Source organism: Reyranella sp. (genome assembly GCF_965249915.1).
GTDB lineage: Bacteria > Pseudomonadota > Alphaproteobacteria > Reyranellales > Reyranellaceae > Reyranella.
This window is the reverse complement of record NZ_OZ252257.1, coordinates 6162726-6180865: the sequence shown is the minus strand read 5'-3', so window position 1 is coordinate 6180865 and position 18140 is coordinate 6162726. Positions and strand designations below refer to the sequence as shown.

At 68.3% G+C, this 18140-nt stretch carries 20 protein-coding genes; 8 read left to right on the top strand and 12 right to left on the bottom strand.

Features of this window, described 5'->3' with window-relative positions; all coding sequences use genetic code 11:
• Positions 1-41 precede the first annotated feature (41 nt).
• The gene (locus ACP15H_RS30385; protein WP_425069834.1) at positions 42-872 is read left to right on the top strand and encodes a DUF3108 domain-containing protein; all 831 of its coding nucleotides are present in this window, start codon (positions 42-44) and stop codon (positions 870-872) included.
• An 81-nt stretch (positions 873-953) separates the two neighbouring features.
• Here ACP15H_RS30385 and ACP15H_RS30380 read toward each other — a convergent pair whose 3' ends face one another.
• The 4 genes from ACP15H_RS30380 to ACP15H_RS30365 all read right to left on the bottom strand — a co-directional run bounded on the left by ACP15H_RS30380 (position 954) and on the right by ACP15H_RS30365 (position 4774).
• Entirely contained in the window at positions 954-1133 is a 180-nt protein-coding gene (locus ACP15H_RS30380; protein WP_425069833.1) for a hypothetical protein, read from the bottom strand.
• Positions 1130-1207, bottom strand: coding sequence for a GIY-YIG nuclease family protein (locus tag ACP15H_RS30375; RefSeq protein WP_425069989.1), 78 nt, complete (start codon positions 1205-1207; stop codon positions 1130-1132). The genes ACP15H_RS30380 and ACP15H_RS30375 overlap by 4 nt, the downstream gene beginning before the upstream one ends.
• Positions 1208-1364: 157 nt before the next feature.
• The gene (scpA, locus tag ACP15H_RS30370; RefSeq protein ID WP_425069832.1) at positions 1365-3521 is read right to left on the bottom strand and encodes a methylmalonyl-CoA mutase; all 2157 of its coding nucleotides are present in this window, start codon (positions 3519-3521) and stop codon (positions 1365-1367) included.
• Between the two features lie 41 nt (positions 3522-3562).
• Complete coding sequence (locus ACP15H_RS30365; RefSeq protein WP_425069831.1) at positions 3563-4774, bottom strand: polyhydroxyalkanoate depolymerase; 1212 nt, start codon at positions 4772-4774, stop codon at positions 3563-3565.
• A gap of 81 nt (positions 4775-4855) precedes the next feature.
• On the opposite strand from ACP15H_RS30365, the gene ACP15H_RS30360 reads away from it, so the two are divergent.
• Positions 4856-5512, top strand: coding sequence for a glutathione S-transferase family protein (locus ACP15H_RS30360; protein WP_425069830.1), 657 nt, complete (start codon positions 4856-4858; stop codon positions 5510-5512).
• A gap of 103 nt (positions 5513-5615) precedes the next feature.
• On the opposite strand, the gene ACP15H_RS30355 is transcribed toward ACP15H_RS30360, so the two are convergent.
• Complete coding sequence (locus tag ACP15H_RS30355; RefSeq protein ID WP_425069829.1) at positions 5616-6149, bottom strand: DUF3833 family protein; 534 nt, start codon at positions 6147-6149, stop codon at positions 5616-5618.
• A gap of 118 nt (positions 6150-6267) precedes the next feature.
• Between ACP15H_RS30355 and ACP15H_RS30350 the strand changes: the two genes are divergently transcribed.
• Positions 6268-7215 carry an alpha/beta hydrolase gene (locus ACP15H_RS30350; RefSeq protein WP_425069828.1) on the top strand — a complete coding sequence of 316 codons (948 nt, stop codon included), beginning with the start codon at positions 6268-6270 and terminating at the stop codon, positions 7213-7215.
• A 212-nt stretch (positions 7216-7427) separates the two neighbouring features.
• Here ACP15H_RS30350 and ACP15H_RS30345 read toward each other — a convergent pair whose 3' ends face one another.
• Together ACP15H_RS30345 and ACP15H_RS30340 are read right to left on the bottom strand one after the other, a co-directional pair.
• The gene (locus ACP15H_RS30345) at positions 7428-9236 is read right to left on the bottom strand and encodes an adenylate/guanylate cyclase domain-containing protein (RefSeq protein ID WP_425069827.1); all 1809 of its coding nucleotides are present in this window, start codon (positions 9234-9236) and stop codon (positions 7428-7430) included.
• Between the two features lie 138 nt (positions 9237-9374).
• Positions 9375-9908: a hypothetical protein gene (locus ACP15H_RS30340; protein WP_425069826.1), complete on the bottom strand. Its 534-nt coding sequence runs from the start codon at positions 9906-9908 to the stop codon at positions 9375-9377.
• Positions 9909-10465: 557 nt separating this feature from the next.
• On the opposite strand from ACP15H_RS30340, the gene ACP15H_RS30335 reads away from it, so the two are divergent.
• Together ACP15H_RS30335 and ACP15H_RS30330 are read left to right on the top strand one after the other, a co-directional pair.
• The gene (locus ACP15H_RS30335) at positions 10466-11335 is read left to right on the top strand and encodes an amidohydrolase family protein (RefSeq protein ID WP_425069825.1); all 870 of its coding nucleotides are present in this window, start codon (positions 10466-10468) and stop codon (positions 11333-11335) included.
• A 139-nt stretch (positions 11336-11474) separates the two neighbouring features.
• On the top strand, positions 11475-12278 hold the full coding sequence (locus tag ACP15H_RS30330; protein ID WP_425069824.1) for a maleate cis-trans isomerase family protein: 804 nt from the start codon (positions 11475-11477) through the stop codon (positions 12276-12278).
• A gap of 79 nt (positions 12279-12357) precedes the next feature.
• On the opposite strand, the gene ACP15H_RS30325 is transcribed toward ACP15H_RS30330, so the two are convergent.
• Both ACP15H_RS30325 and ACP15H_RS30320 read right to left on the bottom strand, forming a co-directional pair.
• Entirely contained in the window at positions 12358-13332 is a 975-nt protein-coding gene (locus tag ACP15H_RS30325; protein ID WP_425069823.1) for a tripartite tricarboxylate transporter substrate binding protein, read from the bottom strand.
• 129 nt (positions 13333-13461) lie between these two features.
• On the bottom strand, positions 13462-14472 hold the full coding sequence (locus tag ACP15H_RS30320) for a Tim44 domain-containing protein (RefSeq protein ID WP_425069822.1): 1011 nt from the start codon (positions 14470-14472) through the stop codon (positions 13462-13464).
• A 117-nt stretch (positions 14473-14589) separates the two neighbouring features.
• Here ACP15H_RS30320 and ACP15H_RS30315 point away from each other — a divergent pair, with 117 nt between their 5' ends.
• On the top strand, positions 14590-15045 hold the full coding sequence (locus ACP15H_RS30315) for a hypothetical protein (protein ID WP_425069821.1): 456 nt from the start codon (positions 14590-14592) through the stop codon (positions 15043-15045).
• Here ACP15H_RS30315 and ACP15H_RS30310 read toward each other — a convergent pair.
• Positions 14938-15576: a hypothetical protein gene (locus tag ACP15H_RS30310; RefSeq protein ID WP_425069820.1), complete on the bottom strand. Its 639-nt coding sequence runs from the start codon at positions 15574-15576 to the stop codon at positions 14938-14940. The two genes, ACP15H_RS30315 and ACP15H_RS30310, sit on opposite strands and share 108 nt — an antisense overlap.
• A gap of 25 nt (positions 15577-15601) precedes the next feature.
• Positions 15602-16237, bottom strand: coding sequence for a PAQR family membrane homeostasis protein TrhA (trhA, locus tag ACP15H_RS30305; protein WP_425069819.1), 636 nt, complete (start codon positions 16235-16237; stop codon positions 15602-15604).
• 85 nt (positions 16238-16322) lie between these two features.
• Here trhA and ACP15H_RS30300 point away from each other — a divergent pair, with 85 nt between their 5' ends.
• Both ACP15H_RS30300 and ACP15H_RS30295 read left to right on the top strand, forming a co-directional pair.
• The gene (locus ACP15H_RS30300; protein ID WP_425069818.1) at positions 16323-16760 is read left to right on the top strand and encodes a DUF5991 domain-containing protein; all 438 of its coding nucleotides are present in this window, start codon (positions 16323-16325) and stop codon (positions 16758-16760) included.
• A gap of 51 nt (positions 16761-16811) precedes the next feature.
• Positions 16812-17225 carry a RidA family protein gene (locus tag ACP15H_RS30295; RefSeq protein ID WP_425069817.1) on the top strand — a complete coding sequence of 138 codons (414 nt, stop codon included), beginning with the start codon at positions 16812-16814 and terminating at the stop codon, positions 17223-17225.
• Here ACP15H_RS30295 and ACP15H_RS30290 read toward each other — a convergent pair.
• A complete protein-coding gene (locus tag ACP15H_RS30290; RefSeq protein WP_425069816.1) occupies positions 17222-18139 on the bottom strand; it encodes a FecR family protein in 918 nt (305 codons plus the stop codon). The two genes, ACP15H_RS30295 and ACP15H_RS30290, sit on opposite strands and share 4 nt — an antisense overlap.
• Position 18140: the final 1 nt, after the last annotated feature.

Sequence of the window (18140 nt, the reverse complement as noted above, 5' to 3'; positions counted from 1 at the left end):
CCCATGGAGCCGACGTAAGCCCTTCCGGGAAAGGGAGTCTCATGAGATTTCGTAGGGCCTTGGCAGCGATCGTCTTGAGCGTGGCCGCGCCTGCGGCAGCGTCGGCCCAGGGCGCCTCGGACGCGCGCCAGGTCGATATTGCCTACGAGATCACCTTCGCGGGCCTGTCCGGCTTCCGGATCGACCTGACCGCCCGGTTCAACGGTCCGAACTACGATATCGAAAGCCGTACCTTCAAGGAAGGCGTGCTGCGCGCGGTCACCATGCACTATGACGGGCGCAATCGCGCCTGGGGCGGCTTCTCCCCGCAGGGCGCCCGGCCGGCCGCCGGCTCGCTGTCGATCGTCGTCGGCGACAAGCCGCGCACCTGGATCGCGCAATATGCCGGCAGCACGGTGCAGGAGAGCCACAATCCCGCCTACACGCCGTCGCCGCAGAACGCCATTTCCGAGGAGCAGCGGCGCGGCTCGCTCGACCCGCTCTCGGCCGCCCTCAGCGTCGGCATGGCCGGCGACGCGGCCTGCGACCGCACGGTGCAGACCAACGACGGCAAGCGCCGCATCGACGTCATCATCAGGAAGGTCGGCACCGAACCCGCCGTCTCCGCCGGAATCCCCGGCGCGCAGGGCGACGTCCTCGTCTGCGAGATCTTCACCAAGCGCGTGGCCGGCGAATTCGAAAGTTCGCCGAAGGAAGCCGAGACCGAGCGCGAACGGCCGATGCGCGTCTGGCTGGCCCATATGGACCAGAGCCAGATCCGCTATCCCGCCAAGCTGGAGGCCCAGACCGGCTTCGGCACGATCCGCGGCCGCATCCTCTCCTTCCGCGAACGCCCGATGACGCCGGACGAAAGCCAGGCGATGCGGAAGTAGCGAGCAAGCGAAGGATCCCTCACTTCGTTCGGGATGACACCTTTACTGGGTTTGCGCAGTGCGCCAATGCAGAAAACGGTGTCATCCCGAGCGTAGCGAGGGATCCTTGCTCGGCGACACTTCCAAAAGATCAGCCCATGTTGGATTGGCGGCCTCGACCAACTCATTCTTCTTCGACCGCCGCCATCCCTTGACCTGCGTTTCCCGGGCGATCGCATCCTCGACGTACTGGTAATCCTCGGCATAAACGAGGGTCGTCACATTGTAGCGGCTCGTGAAGCTTCGCGATGCTGAGCGATCCGATTTTCGAGGTTGTTCGTCACACCGACGTACATGACGTTCCGGCTGGTGTTGGTGAGGATATAGACCCAGTAGGTCGGCATTCTTAAGGCCGCGAGAAGTCAAGGATCCCTCGCTGCGCTCGGGATGACACCTGTCTTGGAACAACCCTCTCGTGTCATCCCGAGCGCAGCAAGGGATCCTTAGGTCATCTCAGGCCGCGCGCTTCTGGTCGCGCTGGCGCAGGATCGAGAGGATTTCGGCGGCGGCGGCCGGGATGTTGGTGCCCGGTCCGTAGATCGCCGCGACCCCCGCCTTCTTCAGGAAATCGTAGTCCTGGGCGGGAATGACGCCGCCCACCACGACCATGATCTCCGACGCGTTCTGCTTGGCCAGTTCCTCGATGAGCTGCGGCACCAGCGTCTTGTGGCCGGCGGCCTGGCTCGAGATGCCGATCACGTGCACGTCGTTCTCGATGGCCGCGCGCGCGGCTTCCTCGGGCGTCTGGAACAGCGGCCCGACATCGACGTCGAAGCCCAGGTCGGCGAACGCGGTGGCGATCACCTTGGCGCCGCGATCGTGGCCGTCCTGGCCCATCTTCACGACCATGAGACGCGGCCGGCGGCCCTCCTCCTCGGCGAAGGCGGCGATGTCGGTGCGGATGCGGTCGAGACCGGCATCGCCCTCCCATTCGCCGGCATAGACGCCGGAGATCGAGCGGATGGTCGCCTGGTAGCGGCCGTAGACGCCTTCCAGCGCCGAGGAGATCTCGCCCACCGTGGCGCGGGCGCGCGTGGCCTCGATCGAGAGGCCGAGCAGGTTGCCGGTGCCGGTGCGCGCGGCCTCGCCCAGCGCCTTCAGCGCGGCGACGCACTTGGCCTCGTCGCGGGTCGTCCGGATCGTGTGAAGGCGCTTCAGCTGTGCCTCGCGCACGACATCGTTGTCGATGTCGAGGATGTCGATCGCCGCCTCTTCCTTGAGCTGGAACCTGTTCACGCCGACCACGATCTCCTCGCCGCGGTCGATGCGGGCCTGGCGCCGCGCCGAGGCCTCCTCGATGCGCAGCTTGGGCATGCCGGCCTCCACGGCCTTGGTCATGCCGCCCAGCGCCTCGACCTCCTCGATCAGCTTGCGCGCCTCGGCGACCAGGCTCGCGGTCAGCGATTCGACGTAGTAGCTGCCGGCCAGCGGATCGACGACCTTGGTGACGCCGGTCTCGTGTTGGAGGATCAGCTGGGTGTTGCGCGCGATGCGCGCCGAGGTCGGCGTCGGCAGCGCGATCGCCTCGTCGAACGAGTTGGTGTGCAGCGACTGCGTGCCGCCCAGCACCGCCGCCATCGCCTCGTAGGCGGTGCGGATCACGTTGTTGTACGGGTCCTTCTCGGTGAGCGAGACGCCCGAGGTCTGGCAGTGGGTGCGCAGCGACAGCGAATCGACCTTCTTGGGCTCGAACGGCTTGATCAGCTCGGCCCACAGGAAGCGCGCGGCGCGCAGCTTGGCGGCTTCCATGAAGAAGTTCATGCCGATGCAGAAGAAGAACGAGAGGCGCGGCGCGAAGGCGTCGATGTCGAGGCCCTTGGCCTTGGCGGCGCGCACGTATTCGAGGCCGTCGGCCAGCGTGAACGCCAGCTCCTGGACCAGCGTCGAGCCCGCCTCCTGCATGTGATAGCCGGAGATCGAGATCGAGTTGAACTTGGGCATGTAGAGCGCGGTGTGCTCGATGATGTCGGCCACGATGCGCATCGAAGGTCCGGGCGGATAGATATAGGTATTCCGGACCATGAACTCCTTGAGGATGTCGTTCTGGATCGTGCCCGCGAGCTTGTCCTGCGGCACGCCCTGCTCCTCGGCGGCGACGATGTAGCCGGCCAGCACCGGCAGCACGGCGCCGTTCATCGTCATCGACACGCTCATCTTGTCGAGCGGGATGCCGTCGAACAGGATCTTCATGTCCTCGACCGAATCGATCGCCACGCCCGCCTTGCCGACGTCGCCGACGACGCGGGGATGATCTGAATCGTAGCCGCGATGGGTGGCGAGATCGAAGGCCACCGACAGGCCCATCTGGCCGGCCGCGAGATTGGCGCGATAGAACTTGTTGCTCTCTTCGGCGGTCGAGAAGCCGGCATACTGGCGGACCGTCCAGGGACGGCCGGCGTACATCGTGGCCTTGGGGCCGCGCGTGAAGGGCGGGAAGCCGGGCAGCGAGCCCACCGTCTCGATCTGCTCGAGGTCGGCGGCCGTGTAGAGCGGCTTCACCGGAATCCCCTCGGGGGTCATCCAGGTGAGGTCATCGAGCGGGCGGTCGCGCAGCTCCTTCGCTGCGAGCTTTTCCCAGTCGGCGAGGGTCTTCTTCGGAAAATCGGCCATACCCGCAATGTACTGCGGATTTCCGGCCTCAAAAAGCCCCGCTATTCGTTCGCAAGAATCGTGTTTCGCACCAAGGGATAGATCTGGGTGGCCCAGCGGCGGCCGCTGAACACGCCGTAATGGCCGACGCCGGCCTGCATGTAGTGCTTCTTGCGATAGGGCCGCAGGCTGGAACAGAGGTCGTGGGCGGCCACGGTCTGGCCCAGCGCGCAGATATCGTCGCGCTCGCCCTCGATGGTGAACAAAGCGGTGCGGCGGATCGCCTTGGGATCGACCCGGCGGCCCTTCCAGTCGAGCTCGCCCTTGGGCAGCCGGTGCTCCTGGAACACCCACTGAACGGTCTCGAGATAGAATTCGGCGGCCATGTCGAGCACGGCGAAATACTCGTCGTAGAAGGCCTTGATGGTGTTGGCCTGCTCGGTCTCGCCCTTGGACAGATGCTGGTAGAGCTCGACCTGCGCCTTGATGTGGCGCTCGGCGTTCATGCTCATGAAGGCGGTGAGCTGGATGAAGCCGGGATAGACCCGCCTTGTGGCGCCGGGATAGCGCATCGGCACGCGATGGATCAGGTTCTGCTCGAACCAGCTGATCGGCTTGCCCATCGCCAGCTCGTTGACCTTGGTCGGGCTGATGCGGGTGTCGATCGGGCCGGCCATCAGGGTCATGCTGCGCGGCTGCGCCGGATTGTCGTCCTCGGCCATGATCGCCACCGCCGCCAGCGCCTGCACGCAGGGTTGGCAGACCGCGATGACATGGACGCCTTCGCCCATCACCTCGAGAAACTTGATCAGGTGCTCGACATATTCGTCGAAGCCGAAGCGGCCGTTCCAGATGCCGACGTCGCGGGCATTGGCCCAGTCGGTGATGTGGACGTCGTGGTCGGGCAGCAGGACGCGCACGGTATCGCGCAGAAGCGTCGCAAAGTGCCCTGAAAGAGGCGCGACCAGCAGGACCTTGGGCTGCGGCGGCACACCCACCTTGGCGAAGCGCAGCAGGGTCCCGAACGGCGTGGCGAAGACCTCTTCCTCGCGCACCGCCACCGTCTGGTTGCCGTAGGGCACCTCGGTGATGCCGAAGGAGGGTCGGCGATGGCTGAGCGTGGCCCGCGTCGTCATCTCGCACAGCGCGCTGGCCGCCCGCCAGCTGTCGGGCGTCGGACTTCCCCCGTTGGAAAGGGTCTGCCCTGCCGCTGTCGCCCAGAGGCGGACCGGGAGCATCATGTCGGCGGCGGTCTGATACATCGCATAAAGCATAAGGGGCGACCGGCTCGGTATTTGCATGTTTGCGGGCACCTAAGATACAGACAGTCCCACCAACCGGGAGGGGTGGAGTCCATGGCCAAGGCCTCGCTCACCATCAGTAGCAAAAACTATTCCTCTTGGTCACTGAGAGGTTTTCTTCTCTGCCGGATGGCCGGCCTGGATTTCGAGGAGCGGGTCGCGCCCTGGGACGATCCCTCGACGCGCGCCGAGCTTCTGCTGCTGTCCCCCTCGTTCCTGGTGCCCTCCCTGGAGGACGGTCCGGTCAAGGTCTGGGACACGCTGGCGATTGCCGAATATCTGCACGAGACCAGGCCCGACGCCGGCCTGCTGCCCAAGGATCCGGCAGCCCGCGCCCATTGCCGGGCGGTCTGCGGCGAGATGCATTCGGGCTTCGCCAACCTGCGCTCGGCCCTGCCGATGAACCTCAAGGTCCGTCACGAAAGCTTCAAGGTGTGGGGCGGTGCCCAGGCCGACATCGAGCGGGTGACCGCGATCTGGCGCGACTGCCTGCAGAAGTATGGCGGGCCCTACCTGTTCGGGAAGACGCCGACCATGGCCGACGCCATGTACGCTCCCGTCTGCACCCGCTTCCAGACCTACAACGTGAAGCTCGATGAGGCCTCGGCCGGCTATCGCGACCTGATGCTGCGCTTCCCCGCGATGCTGGAATGGATCGCGGCCGCGAAGTCCGAGCCCGAGGAAGTCGAGGAGCTCGACGTCGAGTTCTAGCTCTTTGTCTTTGTCGTCCTGAGCGCGGCGAAGGACCTCACGCTCGCCAGGGAGTACCCTGGTCGTCCGGCCAGGTCTTTCGCTTCGCTCAAGACGACCTGGGTCAACTCCCCGGCGCGCGGCGGAGTTCGAGTTCGACCCGGCCGACGCGGATGCCCCATTTGCCGACGGTGGCCTTGTTGATCAGGGAGCCGTCGGGATTGAGCGCGAGCACGTCGGAGAAGTCGACGGTCCAGCCGCCCAGGCTCACCGCATATTCCAGCCGCACCACCTTGCCCTCGGTCCAGGCGCGCGCCTGGCCGACCACGTCCTCGCGCATGCCGACATAGGTGCCGGGCGCGGTGCGCTCCAGGCGCCAGGTCTTGCGGTCCTTCTCGCCGTCGGCATAGGCGAAGTCCTCGACCAGGGTCAGCGTCTTGCCGTCCCAGGCGCCGTCGATCACCACGTCGAAGCGGCGCTGCGAGCCGGTCCAGCTGTTGGTGAAGACGCCTTGGCCTACCGTGCGGCCGGGGAAGAACTGTTCCAGCACCAGCGGCGGGGACGAGGCGGCGACGGTCGCGTCCGGCGGCGAGGCACAGGCGCCCAGCAGCGCGAGCAGGCCGAGTAGGGAGAAGCGGGACGGCAGGGTGGATGTCATGCCGATTGTACGTCGAACGGACGCCCGCCGGATCACCCGCGCCCCATCGCCCTCGATCACCCCCTTGTCGCCCCGCGCCCTGCCGCGCAGAGTCCGCCCGACGAATCGGAGGACATGAATGCTCGACGCCGAAGCCCGTATCCTGCTCGACCTGATGGAAGAGGCCACCAAGGCCGGCCGGCCGAAGCTGGAATCCCTGCCGCACGCGATCGGCCGGCAGGCGGTCGACAAGATGTCGGAGGACAGCGAGGCCGATCCGCCCGAGGTCGCGGAAACCATCGACGGCGCCTTCGCCGGACCGGGCGGCCAAATCAAATACCGGCGCTACCTCCCGCTCGGCGTCACGCCCGGCAGCCTGCCGACGCTGATCTACTATCACGGCGGCGGCTTCGTGATCGGCACCATCGAGACGCACGATTCGACCTGCCGGCGGCTGGCCAACAGGAGCCGCTGCCAGGTGATCTCGATCGACTACCGCCTGTCGCCCGAGCATCCCTTCCCCGCCCCGATCGACGACGGCATCGCCGCGTTCCGCCACGTCCGCGACAACGCCGCCGCGCTGGGCGCCGATCCGGCGCGCCTCGCGGTCGGCGGCGATTCGGCGGGCGGCGCGATGGCGGCCGTCGTGTGCCAGGCGATGCGCGATGCGAAGGAAGCCGGCCCCGCCTTCCAGATGCTGATCTATCCCGCGACGGACTCCAGCCAGGAGAGCGGCTCGCGCAAATCCTTCGCCGAGGGCTATTTCCTGAGTAAAGGCCTGATGGACTGGTTCTGGAAGGCCTACGTGCCGGCCGGCACCGACCTCTCGGACCTGCGCCTGTCGCCGCTGCTCGCAAAGGACTTCACCGGCCTGCCGCCCGCCTTCGTGCTCACCGCGGGCTACGACCCGCTGCGCGACGAGGGCCGCGCCTATGCCAACCGCCTGATCGACGCCGGCGTGAAGACGACCTACGTCAACTATCCCGGCACCATCCACGGCTTCTTCTCGCTCACGCGGTTTTTGAAGCAGGGCCTGAAGGCCAACGACGAGGCGGCGGCGGTGATGGGCGCGTTCTTCGGGACGTGAGTCCGTGCGTAGCCCCCTCACCCAGCCTCTCCCCCTATCGGGGGAGAGGAGTATGAAAGGAGCCACGCCTCATCATCATGTTCCTCGCCCCCGCTAGGGGAAGAGGAGCTTGAAAGCTCACGCTCAACCTCATGTTCCTCTCCCCCGATAGGGGGAGAGGTTAGGTGAGGGGGTTACAGGCGGTGCGTCGCCCCCTCACCCAGCCTCTCCCCCTAGCGGGGGAGAGGAGCTTGAAGAAGACGTACGAAGCTGACGGGGCGGTCGAAGCCCTTCAGCGCGACCTCTTCCTCGCGCTTCGGGACGTCGGCGATGACGGTCTGGACGGCGGGATCGTCGGCCACGGCACGACTCAGCACCACGTCGCCGCCCGCGCTCTGGCCCTGCAGGCGCGCGGCCATGTTTACCGTGGAGCCGAAATAGTCGAGCCGGTCGTTCAGGGTCACCACCACGCTGGGGCCCATGTGGACGCCGAGCTTGAGAGACAGATCCTGGTCGGCGATGCGGGCCTGCATGGCGAGCGCCGCCCGCACCGCATGGGCGGGATCGCCGAACGAGGCCATGACCGCGTCGCCGATGGTCTTCACCACCGCGCCGTCATGGTCGCGCACGATGGCGGCCAGCAGCGCGAAATGCTCGCGCACGACGTTGTAGGCGGCGGCATCGCCCAGCCGCTCGTAGAGCGCGGTCGAGCCGCGCAGGTCGGAAAAGAGCAGCGCCACCTGGCTCACCCCGGCCTCGTCGCCCGGCCGCAGGGTCGCGGCGGCGAAGAGATCGCGGAAGGCCTGCAGCGAGATCACCTCCGGCACGGTCAGCGCCTCGCGCGTCCAGGTCCGGTCCTCGATCAGCGCCGCCAGTTCGAAGCCCGCCTCGTTCACGAAGTCGACGGTTCCCGCCTCGCCCGAAGAGCTTACCTCACCGGGGGGCGCCATCGCCTCGACGCCCGACGCCGTCACCCTAAGGCCGGGGAACGGCCCGCCCTCATGCTCGACATCGACCGTCGCGCCGGGATGGAGCGTGCGCAGCCGGTAGCGGCCGGGCGGCAGATCGATCGCCACCGTCCGCCGCTCGCCCGGCGCCAGAAGAAGCTGGACCGCGACATGCGGCGTCGCCATCGGGCCGGAGAGGCAGAAGCCGCCCGCCATCAGCGGCCGCACCGAGGGCGCGGGCGCGAAGGTGAGCTCGACGTTCTTCTCGAAGTCGCGGTCGTAATCGATGTTGCAGGAGGGGCAGTGCGCGCCGCGCGGCAGTTCCGACAGGGCCGAGGCCGAGAGCTTGGGCCCGCGGCAGTTGGTGCAGAGCAGGTCCCAGCTCATGGTCAGAAGCCCCGCCCGCACCGAGGCGAGGCAGGCCTCGATGGCGGCGCGCGGTGCCACGCCGATCTGGCGCGCCAGCCGCTTGGGCTTGAGATGGGCGAGGTCGCCCGCCATGCCGCCCAGCACCGTGCCGGTCAGCACGCGGCCGAGCCCGTTGCCGTAGGGGCTGCGGTCGATCTCCGCCGCCATCGCCGCCGCGCGCTCGAACGCGCCCTCCGGCAGCACCGGCTGCGGCAGCTCGAACGGCGTCTCGCGCTGGCCCTTGAGGAAGGACACGGCCTCCAGGATGCGCGCCGCAACGGCGGCGCCGGCCTGCTCGGCCAGGCGGCGGCCAAACAGGCGGCCCATCAGGGTGAGCGGCTCCCATTCGAGCGCGTAGCGGACCACCGAGCCACCCTTGCCGTCGGGCTCGAGATCGAACACCGGCCCGAAGCGGCGGAACGGCCCCTTGGAGAAGACCCGCGACACGTTGAAATGCCGGCCCAGCACCCACTCGTAGGGCTTCTCCTCCCATTCGAGCGTGAACCCCGCCGCCTTGCCCCGGCCGCGGCGCAGCACCGTGCCGTTGGGCTGCGGCGTCTCCTCCAGCAGATAGGGCGGCAGACCCATCGCCTCGTTGAAGCGGTTGGTGTCGGCCAGCACCGGCCACAGCACGGATGGCGGCAGATCGAAGGTCCAGCTCCAGGTGCGGCGCGAGAGAGGCGGCATGGGGCTGGTACTGTAGCACGCGGGCGGGCGGATCAGGGGCGGGGGATCACGGGTGGGTGAGATTGGAGCGGATAGCTAATTGCCTAACTATTCCGCTTAACCAGTGCGTCCGACGATTCGCGACATCAGCCCCACTCCTCAAGGCAAAGTCACCTTCACCAGCTTCCCGCCCCGCACGTCCACGCGCTTCATCATCGAGCCGCCCTCGGCGCGGTCGCCGGGGCCGTCCCACTTCACGGCGGTCGTGACGTACCAGACGCCGTCGGGGACGCGCGGGAAGGAGAAGCTGCCGGAGGCGTCGCAGGTGGTGCGGCGCAGGGTCGAGACGTAGAGCGGGTCGTCGCGGTCGAACTTCGCCGGGCCCTGGCTCGAGGCGCGGGTGCCGCGCATGTCGTTGCCGAAGATCGCCGTCATGCGGGCGCGGGCATAGGCGCTGTCGGGCACGAGGTTGGCGCCCTGGCCGGCGCAGGTGTGGGTCGTGTCGCCCGCCTTCATGGTCGCCACGCCGCTCACCGTGTTGGGGCCGCTCTTCTTCGACCATTCGACCTCCGAGGCCGGGATCGGCTGCGACAGCGCGCTGGGCGGCGGCGGCGCGAAGGCCTGGTCGAACTGGGAGCAGCCGGCGGTGGCGAGGAGGGCGGCGAGGCCGAGGGCCAGGGCGGTTGGCTTCATGGGAGGGGCTGACTCCGGGTTTGCGAGGACGGATCGAGGGGCGAAAAGCGTAGACGACAACGCGGGTTGCGGGCCTGTGTTCCTTTGGTGGTTTCGCGGGCGGGGCGCGGTCCGGGCGGGTGCTCGGAAGGCTCCGGCGGGCCGGATAAACGAAATACTCGAAACAACCGAAACATTCGAAATGAATGTCGCACCCTTTCGTGCCAACCGTGACACCAGATGATGCGCAGGCCATCAGAGTTCCCACTATCCGTTGGCTCGATGGCCCTGGCACGAACCTCAAATCGCGCTTCTCCTCTCCCCTCATCCTGAGGAGCGCCGCCACGCGGCGCGTCTCGAAGGATGGGTGACAGGCACGGTGCGGGTTCCCATCCTTCGAGACGGCCCTTCGGGCCTCCTCAGGATGAGGTCGAGTGATGAAGGCTGAGCGTAAGGGGGTTGGGTCGGGTAAGGGCTTGAATCGATTGTGTTCAATCCGGTTTCGGCTCTCAGTGCGGGGGCGGCGTCTGCGGAACCGGTTGATTCTCCGGTGTCCGGAAAGACACTAGAGTGGCCGCATGACCACCCAGGAACGCTTTCCCCTCCCCGCCGGCAGCGCCGACTGCCACGTCCATGTCTACGGTCCCTACGATCGCTTCCCCGCCGTCTCCGGCGGCAAGTTCTCGCCGCTGCAGGCGACGCCGGTCGAGGCGCTGCTGGCGCTGTGGGACCGGCTGGGCATCGCGCGCGGGGTCATCGTCCATGCGCTGGCGGCCGGCGGCGACAACGAGGTGACGCTCGACGCGCTGCAGCGCCATCGCGACCGGCTGCGCGGCGTGGCGCTGCTGAAGCCCGAGGTGAGCGAGCGCCGGCTCGACGAGCTGAGCGAGGCGGGCTTCAAGGGCGTGCGCATCAACCTGCTGCGCCAGGACGGCAAGCCGGTCTCCTCGGGCGGCATGAGCCTCGACGACCTTGTGGCGCTGGCGCCGCGCCTGGGCGCGCGCGGCTGGCACGTGCAGCTCTGGGTCGAGACCGGCGACCTGATGGAGCTGGCGCCGACGCTCGAGAAGATGCCCTTCGATTTCGTGATCGACCATATGGGCCGCACCATGGCCGACAAGGGCGTCGACTATGCGGGCTTCCGCTGGTTCTGCGAGCGGCTGAAGAGCGGCCGCTACTGGTGCAAGCTCTCGGGCGCCGACCGCAACACCCGCCAGGGCGCCGGGCCGGGCGCCGCCTACGACGACACCGCGCCGTTCATGGAAGCGCTGGTCGCCGCCAATCCCGACCGTCTGGTCTGGGGCAGCGACTGGCCGCATGTCGGCCACGCCGCCGAGGCGATCCCGCAGGAGGCGGATTTGCTCGGGCTGTTCTTCCGCTGCGTGCCGGACGCTGGCGTGCGGCAGAAGATCCTCGTCGACAATCCGAAGGTGCTTTACGGGTTTTGAGCGGTGCGTCGCCCCCTCACCCAGCCTCTCCCCCTATCGGGGGAGAGGAGCATGACTCCTCATACCCCTCGCCCCCGCCAGGGGGAGAGGTTGGGTGAGGGGGTTGCGCACGCCGCTGCTCATACGAAAGGCATCACACATGACTCACCACGACAACTGGGGCTGGCGGGCCCGCATCGGGCTGTTCATCGTCGGCAACGAAGCCGTGCCGGAGGCCGAGTGGTGGGCGATGGCGCCGCCCGGCGTGTCGGTGCATGCGGCGCGGGTGATGGCTTCGACGCCGTGGGCCAAGTGGCGCGCGGATCGCAGCGGCGTCGATCTCGCCGATGATCTGGCGCGCGGCGCCAAACAGTTCTCGGCCATGAAGCTGCAGGCCGTCGTCTTCGCCCATACGTCGAGCAGCGTCGTGGGCGGCAAGGGCTGGGACGAGGCGACCGTCACGGCGCTGTCGTCGGTGGTACGATCGGGCATCGCGGGCGACGAGGCGAAGGTCACCACCAACGGGCTCGATACGCTGGCGGCGCTTCGGCACGCGGGCGTGAAGCGGCCGTTCCTCGTGGTCCCGCCGTGGTTCCCCGACGACACGGTGGGCGCGGCCTTGCGCTACTACGGCGATCATGGCGCTGCGCCCGTGGGTCACCTGCGCCTCGATCCCGGCCGCAAGTGGCGGGACGTGCCGCCGCAGGATCTCTATCCGCAGGGCATGGGCTTCGAGCAGGAAATCGAGCCGCTCTATGCCCAGATCCGCAAGGCGTGTCCCGCCGAGGCCGACGGCGTGCTGATCGGCGGCACGGGCTTCCGGTGCGTCGGCATCATCGAGACGCTCGAAACCGACCTCGGCCGTCCGGTGATCACCGCCAACCAGGCGAGCCTGTGGCACTGCCTGCGGATGACGGGCATCGCCGCGCCGGTCGAGGGGTATGGGGCGTTGTTGCGGTCTTGACGCTGGGGGCGCGCGACTCCAGTCGCGCGTCTTTGTTGCCGTGAGAGAAGATCGCGCCACTGGAGTGGCGCGCCCCCAGCTACGTCGCCAGCAGATTGAGCTTCCTTAAAAGCTCCCGCTCCTGCTCCATCGTCTTCGCCATCTGCGCCTGATAGGCCGGCCCGTCGAGCAGCAGCAGCGGCTGGTCCATGTTGTCCAGGAACTCGAGGTGCCTGGGCTCGCCCGCGGCTTCGCGGAAGGCGTCGGCCAGGATCTTCACCACGGGGGGGTCCATGCCCTTCGGGCCGATCAGGCCGCCCGGACTGTCGACGGCGATCTCGAGGCCGAGCTCCTGGACCGTCGGGACCTCGGGGAACCGCTTGGCGCGGTTCGCGGTGAAGACCGCGAGCAGGCGCAGCTTGCCGGACATCACCAGCGGCGCCCAGCCCGAGGATTCCGAGGCGAAGTCGATCTCGCCGCCCATCAGCGCGCGCAGCGTGTCGGCGGTGCCGCGATAGGGCGCGTGCGTCCAGCTGAGGCCCTGCTTCAGGCCGAGGCTCTCCATCGCGAGATGCTGCGTCGAGCCGGCGCCCAAGGTGCCCCAGTTCAGCTTGCCGGAGTTCGCCTTCGCATAGGCCAGCAGTTCGGGCAGCGTCTTCCACGGCGCATCGGGGCGCACCACCACGCCCATGACGAAGCCGGTGATCTGCAGGATGTAGGTCAGGTCCCTGATCGGATCGTATTTGAGCGAGGCGTTCAGCATCGGCTGGCGCAGCACGCTCATGTGCATCTGGCTGATCGTGTAGCCGTCGGGCCTGGCGTCCTGCAGCGCCAGCGCGCCCAGCACGCCGGCGGCACCGCCCTTGTTGTCGACGATGACGGGCTGCCCCAGCTTCTTCGCCGCCGACTCCGCGAGAATACGGAAGCCGGCATCGGCCGGCCCGCCGGCGGCCCACGGGATGATCAGCCGGATCGGCTTGTCGGGAAACTTTCCTTGCGCGCGCGACGGTGCGGCGGCGGCGAGCGGCAGGAGTGCCGTGCCCGCAAGGGCGGCCCTTCGTGTCAGGCTGGTCATGTGTTTCCTTCCCTTCCCCCCAACGACGGGCTCGGCGACAGGCTATTCGAGCAAAGAGCGGGCCGCACAAAGAAAATCGGCCGGCTTTGGGGCCGGCCGATTCTGCATTTCAAAAGATCGAGGTCGCGATCAGGTCTGCTGGATGGCCGAGAGGATCCAGTTGCCGCCGCGGCCGCGCGTGAAGGTCCAGACCTCCGTCGCCTCGCTGCGGACAGTGGCATTGCCTTCGACGATGCGGCCGTCGGCGACGCTGCGCATCACGTCGATCATGCTGAAGCGCATCGCCACCGTGGCGTACTCCATCGCGCCTTCGCTCCACGCCTCGGACAGGTCGCCCTGCTCCAGCTTGACCGCGTCGATCTTGTTCTCGACGCCGCGGCTCGCATTGGCCGACAGCTCCTGCGTGAAGTAGCCCAGCATCTCGGGCGTCACGAGGCTGCGCAGCTTGGCGAGGTCGCCGGCGCTGTAGGCCGCCTGGACGTTCACGAGCAGCGCTTCGAAGGCGTTGTAGTCGGCTTCGCCGATGGCGAGCGGCTGCGTCGCGGAAGAGGCCGACGCGGCGCCCGCGCCGGCACCGCCCAGCATGCCGCCCATCAGGCCGGTGCGGGCCATCGAGTCGGACGCCGGACGCGGCGAAAGCGGATTGCCGCCCGAGCCACCGGCACCGGCGCCGGCAAAGGCCGCCTGCGGGGCGCCATTGCGCGACTTCCACCAGCGGACGCCGAAGTAGACGATGCCGGCGATCAGGCCGAGCTGGAGCAGGAAGCCCAGCATGCCGGCCATGCTGCCGAGGCCGGCGCCGAAGCCGCCGCCCATCAGCATGCCGATCAGGCCGGCGCCCAGCATGCCGCCCATCAGTCCCGACAGGAACGGATTGCGCGACATGAAGCCACCGGGCTTGGCGCCAGCGGCCGCGCTGGCCGGATTGGCCGACGGGCTCTGCTGCTGCGGCGTGGTGCTGCGCTCGACCGGCTTGGAGGTCGGCGCGGTCTGGGTCGGGGCCGGCGCCTGGCCGGACTTGCTGCCGCGGCTGCCCGCGCCGCTGCCACCGCCCGCACGCGCATCGGCGGGCGACGGGGCCAGCGACGGCACCGCAATGATCAGAGCCGCGAGGATCGCGAGCCAACGAAACTTGGTCATCTGGACATCCCTGTTGGACACCGGGTTAGGCCCGGTCTTTTGCACACCGTATGTTAGTGCGCCGAGGCGGTAATTCAAGGGCGCAACCGGCCTGTGCACAGGGTCGTTTCAAGCCTCATGCACATCCGAATTCTCACCGTGGTTCTGGCGCTCTGGCCGGGCATGGCCGCGGCCGACAGCTGCCTCGACCAGGTCCGCGAGCTGGCGCGCAGCCAGAACATCTCGACCGACCCGCCCACCGCCTCGCCCGACAAGGCGCCCAGCGTCACCTCGCGGGAACTGGGGCGGTCCGGCGGCGTGATCGAACCGCCGGCGACCTCGGACCGTTCGGTGATCGCCCCGCCCGCCACCACCGACAACCGCATGCCGACGATGCCGGACGTGACACAGAAGCCCGGCACGCCACCCAGCCCGCAGGCGGCCCGCGATGAAGCGAGGAAGGAGTCGGCCGCCGACCGGACGGCGCTACAGGCCGTTCTGGTCGCGGCGCGTGCCGAAGCCGAGCGCGGCCAGGAGGCCAACTGCCTCGACGGGCTGAAAAAGGCCCGGGAGCTCCTCGAGCGCACGAAATAGCGAGGCGATCCAGCTCACATCCTCGAGGTCGAGCGGCCCCAGCAGGAAGAACAGGCTGACGCTGGCGATCAGCACGGTCGCCGCGATCGCGGCGCGTCGGGCGACGGGCGCCGGCCGCACCGGCTGCACGCGATAGAGCGTTCCGCCCCCGCGCAGCTCGACCCTCTGCACCACACGTGGGCGCCGCCGGATTTCGGGTTCGCGCGGCAGCCTGACCTGACGCACCGAGAGCGCGTTGGGGGAGGCCTTCTTCAGCCTGTCGTCTGCGTCGATCTTCGGCGCCACGTCGAGTGCCGCCAGCGGATCGCGCGCTTGTTCCTCGCCCTTCCAGGCCTCGGGCAGCACCCGCACCAGACGCACCAGCGTGAAGGCAAGCCAGGCGGTCGCCAGCGGCAGGCCCAGCCGGAACGCGATATGGGTCTCCGCCGTGTTCCAGGCCCACACGCTCATCGACGCACCGGCGACGGCCATGACGAGGCCCGCAGCGAGGACGGCGACGGCGGTCAGGCGGAAGAGCAGACGCGACGACATGAGGGTCACGTAAACCGGTGTCGCTTCACGGCGTCAACAGCGACAGGATCGCCGCATAGTGGATAGAAGCCGCCACCAGGACCGAGGCATGCCACAGCGCCTGCTGGTACGGCAGGCGGCTCGACAGATGGAAGATCGTGCCCAGCGAATAGACCACGCCACCTGCGAGAAGCAGGATCAGGCTCTCCCGCTCCACCGAGGCCAGCAGCTCGTCGATCGCGAACAGGCCGATCCAGCCCATCAGCAGATAGAGCACGACCGAGATCTGCTCGATGCGCCGCGGCTGCACGAACTTCGCGGCGATGCCGAGGGACGCCGCCGTCCACATCACCGCCGTCAGGCCGCTCGACCACGGTTCGCGCAGCTTCAGCAGGGTGAGCGGCGTGTAGGTGCCGGCGATCATGACGAAGATCGCGGCGTGATCCAGCCGGCGCAGCCATTCGCGCCGCGGACTGGCGAGGCGGAGATTGTAGGCTGCCGAGCAGCCGAGCATCGCCAGCAGCCCCACGACATAGACGAGGATCGGGCCGACCTGCCCCGGCTGCGACGAGCGCGCGGCCACGATCAGGATCGCGGCCGCACCGACGACGCCGAGGACGAGTCCGAGCGCATGGATGGCGGCGTCGGCGCGCAGGTAACGGTCGAATCTCGGGTCTGCCATGCGGGTCACGATGCGGACACGGGCCGCTTCGCGCAACCCGCGCGATGACAGTCCCGTTGTTGCAGGCTCTGAAAAGGAGATCGACGTGAAACCTGTCTTCGCCGGCCTCGTCGTAGGCCTTGGACTTGCCGCAGCCTCCATCGCCAACGCGGCGCCGCAGTGGGATGGCACCTATGTCTATGAACAAGCCCTCGGGCCCGGCGCCGGCGGGACGCAGAATTTCGTGACCCACACGCTGACCGTGGCCGGCCCCGAAGGCTGTCGCCTGGTCGCGCAGGGCTTCCAGACAGACGAGAACATTCGCTGCAAGGCCATGCCCGACGGCGACCGCTTGCTCGTCTCCTTCGTGAGCTACGGCGACGGCAAGGTCGAGAACAAGTACGGCGTGAAGCTCTACAGCGTCGGCCAGCCGCTCTTCGCCATCGCCGAGGCGCCGAACGGTCTCGTCACGACATGGCAGGGTTACGCGAAGGCCGCCGGCGAGAGCGCGCCGACCGCCGCCTTCAAGAAGGTGGGACGCTAAGAGGCCAGCGGATACAGTGCCCTCCAACCGAAACCGGAGGAGACACGAGACATGTCCGACATCGCCTACACGCCGATCCTGCCCGAAGGCTGGCCGCGCCCGCGCGGCTTCTCCCATGCCGTGGTCGCCACGGGCACGCGCAGCATACGCATCGCCGGCCAGATCGGACGCGAACCCGCCCAGGCCCACATTCCCGCGGACGCCGATGCCGGCACCCAATGGCGCATCGCGTTGTCCAACCTCGTGACCGTGCTCAAGGCCGCGGGCGGCCAGCCGGAGCACTTGGTGGCGCTGCGCGCTTACGTGACCGACATCGCCGAGTTCAATGCCGCCGGCGCGGCGGTCGGCGCCGCCTGGGGCGCCACGCTCGGCCGCCACTTCCCGGCGATGACGCTGGTGCAGGTGTCGGCCCTGATCGACTCCAACGCCAAGGTCGAGATCGAGGGCGAGGCGATCCTGCCCTAAGGGCCGCCGCCGCCGCCCCCGATGGTGATCCCGCCACCGCCCAAGGTCGTCCCGCCACCCGTCTGCCCGCCGGTGGAACCGCCGGGCTGGCTGGGCGCGCCGCCGACCGGACGCGAGGCGTTGTTGACGGTGATGGCCTGCGTCGCGACGAGCTGCAGGTAGGCGAGCCACGGCGCCAGCTTCGACGATGGATCGGCATAGGGCAGCGCCTGGGCATTGAGCGTCTTCAGCGCCGCGTCGATCAGCACCTTGTCGCCCGGGCCGATGACGTTGCCGGTCGTCTGGGTCTGCTCGAACAGCGCCAGATAGGCCTGCAGGGTATTGGGCGGCAGGATCACCGGTTCGTAGGGCGCGGCACCGCCGGCCGGCACGAAGATCTGCGAGCCGTAGCGCACCGCGCGCTGCGTGCCGGCAGCGTTCGACACGGTCATGCGGTCGCCGAACAGGAAGGTCGCGGTGGTCGAGCCGTCGGCGCCCATGGTGACGGTCGCGATGCCGCCGCGCACACCGATATGGGCGCTCGGCGTACGGATGATGACGTCGCCCTTCTTGCTGATCGCGCCGCCGACGAAACGCAAGGCGCCCTTGGTTGCGTTGACGGCCAGCTCCCCGACATTGCGGTTGGAATCGAAGACGAACTTGTCGATCACGAGTTCGCTGTTGGCGCCGATCGTCAGGCCGGAGCCGTCGAGGAAGACGAGGTGCGCGCGATCGGCCGCTCCCGTGACCACGCGCTCGTTGCCGAAGACGTCGATGCCGACGCGCAGGGTTCGCGTGGGCAGCGAGGGTGGCGTGCCGCGCGGATCGCCGCTCGCCGCCGAGGTGACGCCCACCTGCTGCGCCGAGGCCGCCGATGCAACGGCCAGAGGCAACAGAACCGACAGAAAGACCGCGCATGATTTCCGCAAGGACATC